Here is a 4205-nt window from a genome sequence, read left to right on the forward strand (position 1 = left end):
ATGCACAAATTGTCGGTAGAGTAGAGGCTTCCGAGGCGAAAAAACTAACGATTCGTAGCCCATACGGAACGTTTGTTTACGAATAGACAAGGGGAAGTTTTTCGAAGTATAGAGATTTCAAAAACTACAGCTCATTCCTAGCACTTCGTTTTCGCGACAGCGATTGAAAAAGCAAGCGTGCAGCGGCAAGAGCACTAGCACTGCAGCGAATTTGGAGCGACCAACGGAAGCTACAAAAACGCGAGCAGTGCGTGCTGTTGCCGTTGTACCTTGACTTGAAAAGCGCGGTGGCCGCCGCTGTACATATTTCTGGGAAAACGATTTATTGCGGCGGACAGTTGCCAAAAAAAATACGCCGGTAAAAACCAGCGTATCCTGAAATCTATTTATTTGTGTGTTATTTCGCTCGTGTCATCACAATTTCCATGGCTTTGTATTCTTTTCCATTTTCGTCGGTGTCGTAGCTCGTAAAAACTTGCTTATCGGCGTCTACCAATTCAACGGTTTCACGAATTTTTTTCATTGATTTAGTTAACGGATCGCTCATTTCACCCGAATACGTATACGTTTTTGTTGCTTCGTCGAAAGTTCCCGTTACATACGTGACGCCGGTTCCCATATTATCGGTCCAAATCGAAAAGTACTTGCCCGATGCATTGTCGTAGCCGGTGGTTGCGGTACCTTCGAACGGCATGCCAAAGTACGAACCATTGTGTTTGGCATATTGATATCTGCCACCGTGAATCATACTGATATCTACCGTCATTTTCATGACCGTTGGTTCTGCGCCAGGTTTCGAATAAAATTTACACTCTTCGTTCCATTTTCCAACATCGGCAGCTAAACGTTTGTGTGGCTCGCCTGGTGTACCGTAATCCATCCAAATTTTGGCAACGGCAGCCGAATCTTTCGGAATTTCAACTTTCTTAGTAAGCGTATCGGCAGCCTTTTCGCTTGCATTAGCTGCTGATTTATCCTCTTTTTTACAAGCTGTGAGTGCTAAAAAAAGTAAGCTGCTGCATAAAAGTAGTTTTTTCATATTGGTATTGGTTTTGGTTAATCTTCAGGAAAAGGGGCATTTTGATACGCTCCCATATCCGGATTTAAACTCGGAGGTGTTGGGCGCGGGCGTCCTAAAATATCGGTTGAAACTTGCCCTAAAGTGGTTGGCGTACCTGCGTTTACGGCCGGAGATGATTCGTCGATATTCATCTGATTGTTTCGCAGATTGAAAAAGCCGGGCTGTCTGTTTTTGATATTTCCGTTTTGTTGGTTTCGAAGCACGTCAAAAAGTGCGTTGTTGTAATACGGATCGCCGTCTGAAATGCGAACTAAATTATTAGTAAAACTGTAATTGAACAGTTTCAAATCAGATTTATCTAGCTGAATGTTTTTTCCGCCAGAACCATAAATGATGCAGTTTGTGAAATCACATTTACTCAAATCAAAAGCTGTTTCGGTGCCCGCATTATCTTCAAAATAATTGTTGACGATAAGTGCAGCTTGCGATGATTCGGGGAAATTATTGTTTATAGTACAATGTTTAAAGTCGTACGACCCGCCAAAAGTGAGCGCTACTGCTGCTTGTCCGGCGTTGTTCCATACCGAATTTTCCGCTTCAATATTGGCAAATCGTGCTAATAAGCCCACGTTTGAGCAGTTGTAAAATTGCGAATTGCGAATTTTCATTGGAGTTCCGGCGTTATTTTGCACGAGAAAACCTACGATGGCATTTTTTAAAGTCAGGTGATTGATTTCGTGATCTTTAGAATTGTCGCGGAAATAAATGAATCCCCACTGACCTGCAATATCGCTGTAAAAAGGTTCCAGACGGTCGCCTTCGAAAATAACTTCATTCTCTAGCGCTTCGGTATTGGACAAGGCACCATTAATTTTCAACGATGCGTTTTCTTGAATAATCATGCCGCTTTGCGCGTGGAAATGCAAACGAGCACCGGGATTTATTGTCAGTGTTTTTCCGACTGGAACTGACGCATAGCCGTAAATTACATAAGGTTTTTCGTTGGTCATAACCAATTCGTTTCCGTTGATCGGGTGATTTTCAGATAAATTTCGTCCTTGAACTTGTGTGACATTTCCGTCGGCGTCGAAGCCAAAATCTACACCTTCAACAATGCCGTTTTCCCGATTAGGATAGATAAAATACGCATCTTGAATGAGCGTTACTAAATTTACTTTTTGATAATTATTGGGTGTACCGAATAAAATCTCGTCGGTGTAGAGAAAATCTTCGGGATTGGCATCGTTGATATCTGCTGTGGCTTCTATGAAAATGAACATAGAATCTTTTGCAAGCAGTTCTACATTTTCAAAGACTTTCCCGTCGCCAATACCGCTGTTATCGCTGTCTATTCCCGTCATGCCATCCACCATAATTCGGTATTTGCTCGCATTTTCTTTCGCTAACTTTAGCTGTGGAATGAGTATGTTTTCATTGCTGCGGTTATATACTTTCAGTGTGTATGTACTGCTACTGATGGTGCTGAAAACCGTGTCGAGGTAAACGGTATCTTTCGAAAAAGCAAGTGTTCCGGTTTTAGCTACAAAGTCAAAATCGGTTCTGCAAGACAAAAAAAGTAGTGGAAATACAACGAAACAGGCGAATAACGATTTACGCATCAGTTCAAAAATTTAAGTAAAAGTAAGATTTTTATCATTTGTTTAGTACACAATCTCCAACGCACAACCGCGAAAGTAATTGTATTTTTGCCGAAAATTTTTCGTTATATGGAATTCGACAAACAGTATTTTCTGGAAATGTGTAACAAGATTTCGGAAAAGACTTTGATGAAAACTTTAGATATCGTGTACACCGATGCTGGTCCCGATTTTCTGACAGCAACGATGCCGGTAAATTGGCGCGTACACCAACCGATGGGTCTTTTACACGGTGGTGCTATGGTAGCTTTGGCAGAAAGTGTAGGCAGCGCAGCATCGCTTATTTTAGTGAATCCTGAGAAACAAGAAGTTCGCGGCATCGAAATATCGGCAAATCACGTTCGAAGCATTCGCGAGGGTGTTGTTACCGGAACGGCTCGTATAGTGCACCAAGGTAAAAGCGTACATCTGTGGGAAATTCGAATTACCGACGAAAAAAACCGACTAATTTCGCTGTGTAAACTTACCAATATGATACTTCCTAAACGATGATCAATCAGCAGTTAATCGATTGTTTTCAGGAAGCAACAGCCAGTGGAGCGAGTTTTGCATTTTGGCGTTATCCAGAAGAGCACACTATTTCTTTTGTCGCGAATTTGGAACCTTTTTCTGGTTTCGCCGACGAAAAAGCCGCTTTTTATTTTCAACGATTTGCCGCAGATTCGAATTCGGTGTATCAGTTCGATGCTCGATTGGTGCAAAATTTTGAACTGGAAAGCGTTGATTTTATTGGTGCTGCAGTAGATTTTCCCGCTGTTGATCGATCTGAATTTGTCGCGCAAGTCGAACAAGGATTAAAGCACATTTCAGACGGAAGTCTTACTAAAATCGTGCTTTCGCGGAAGGTGAATACAGAAGTTGATTTAGACATACTAGCCTCGTACACACAAATGTGTTTGACGTATCCGACTGCGTTTTGCTACTTGTTCTACGCTGCGGAAACTGGTTTTTGGATGGGAGCATCGCCCGAATTGTTGTGTGAAGTTTCCGATGGAATAGTTACTTCTATGTCGCTTGCCGGAACCCGATTTGCCTCCGATTACCAGCCTTTTTTAGAAAAAGAGTTTAGAGAACAGGAATTAGTCACACATTTTATATCGTCGAAGCTTGCCGATTTGGTTTATCGTATTCGAATTTCCGACCGCACTGAAATACAAGCAGGAAACCTAATTCATTTACAAACCATAATTAGCGGTAGGTTGTTGGAACACGCAACGCTAAATCAATTAATTGGGGCATTGCATCCGACGCCCGCTGTGTGTGGACTCCCGCAGCAAAAGGCTTTTCAAGCGATTTCAGAAATCGAAACGCACGACCGGTCGTTTTATACAGGAGTCGTTGGAGTTGTCAACAGCGCACAACAAAACAAGATGCAGGCGCGCTTGTACGTAAATTTACGCTGTATGAATTATCAGAAAGGTAAAGCAACACTTTATGCAGGTTGTGGAATCGTAGCAAATAGTAATCCGGAAGCCGAGTTTGAAGAAACCGAACAAAAATTCAAAACGATTAAACGTATTTTAGTT

General features: G+C 42.0%; 4 protein-coding genes. 2 read left to right on the top strand and 2 right to left on the bottom strand.

Going from position 1 to position 4205, the window contains the following annotated elements:
* Positions 1-397: 397 nt before the first annotated feature.
* Complete coding sequence (locus ACOVQQ_RS06815; RefSeq protein WP_421817539.1) at positions 398-1039, bottom strand: DUF1579 domain-containing protein; 642 nt, start codon at positions 1037-1039, stop codon at positions 398-400.
* Positions 1040-1056: 17 nt separating this feature from the next.
* Positions 1057-2640, bottom strand: coding sequence for a choice-of-anchor Q domain-containing protein (locus tag ACOVQQ_RS06820; RefSeq protein ID WP_421817540.1), 1584 nt, complete (start codon positions 2638-2640; stop codon positions 1057-1059).
* 108 nt (positions 2641-2748) lie between these two features.
* Here ACOVQQ_RS06820 and ACOVQQ_RS06825 point away from each other — a divergent pair, with 108 nt between their 5' ends.
* Together ACOVQQ_RS06825 and ACOVQQ_RS06830 are read left to right on the top strand one after the other, a co-directional pair.
* A complete protein-coding gene (locus tag ACOVQQ_RS06825) occupies positions 2749-3171 on the top strand; it encodes a PaaI family thioesterase (protein ID WP_421817541.1) in 423 nt (140 codons plus the stop codon).
* The coding region (locus ACOVQQ_RS06830; RefSeq protein ID WP_421817542.1) for an isochorismate synthase at positions 3168-4205 on the top strand (1038 nt) is incomplete at its 3' end. The genes ACOVQQ_RS06825 and ACOVQQ_RS06830, both read left to right, overlap by 4 nt.

It is taken from the genome of Flavobacterium sp. (genome assembly GCF_049240005.1).
GTDB lineage: Bacteria > Bacteroidota > Bacteroidia > Flavobacteriales > Flavobacteriaceae > Flavobacterium.

What these genes read in the sequence shown, in the direction of transcription:
- ACOVQQ_RS06825 (WP_421817541.1), top strand. Translation starts at nt 2,749, where the DNA reads ATGGAATTCGACAAACAGTATTTTCTGGAAATGTGTAACAAGATTTCG.
- ACOVQQ_RS06820 (WP_421817540.1), bottom strand. Translation starts at nt 2,640, where the DNA reads ATGCGTAAATCGTTATTCGCCTGTTTCGTTGTATTTCCACTACTTTTT.
- ACOVQQ_RS06815 (WP_421817539.1), bottom strand. Translation starts at nt 1,039, where the DNA reads ATGAAAAAACTACTTTTATGCAGCAGCTTACTTTTTTTAGCACTCACA.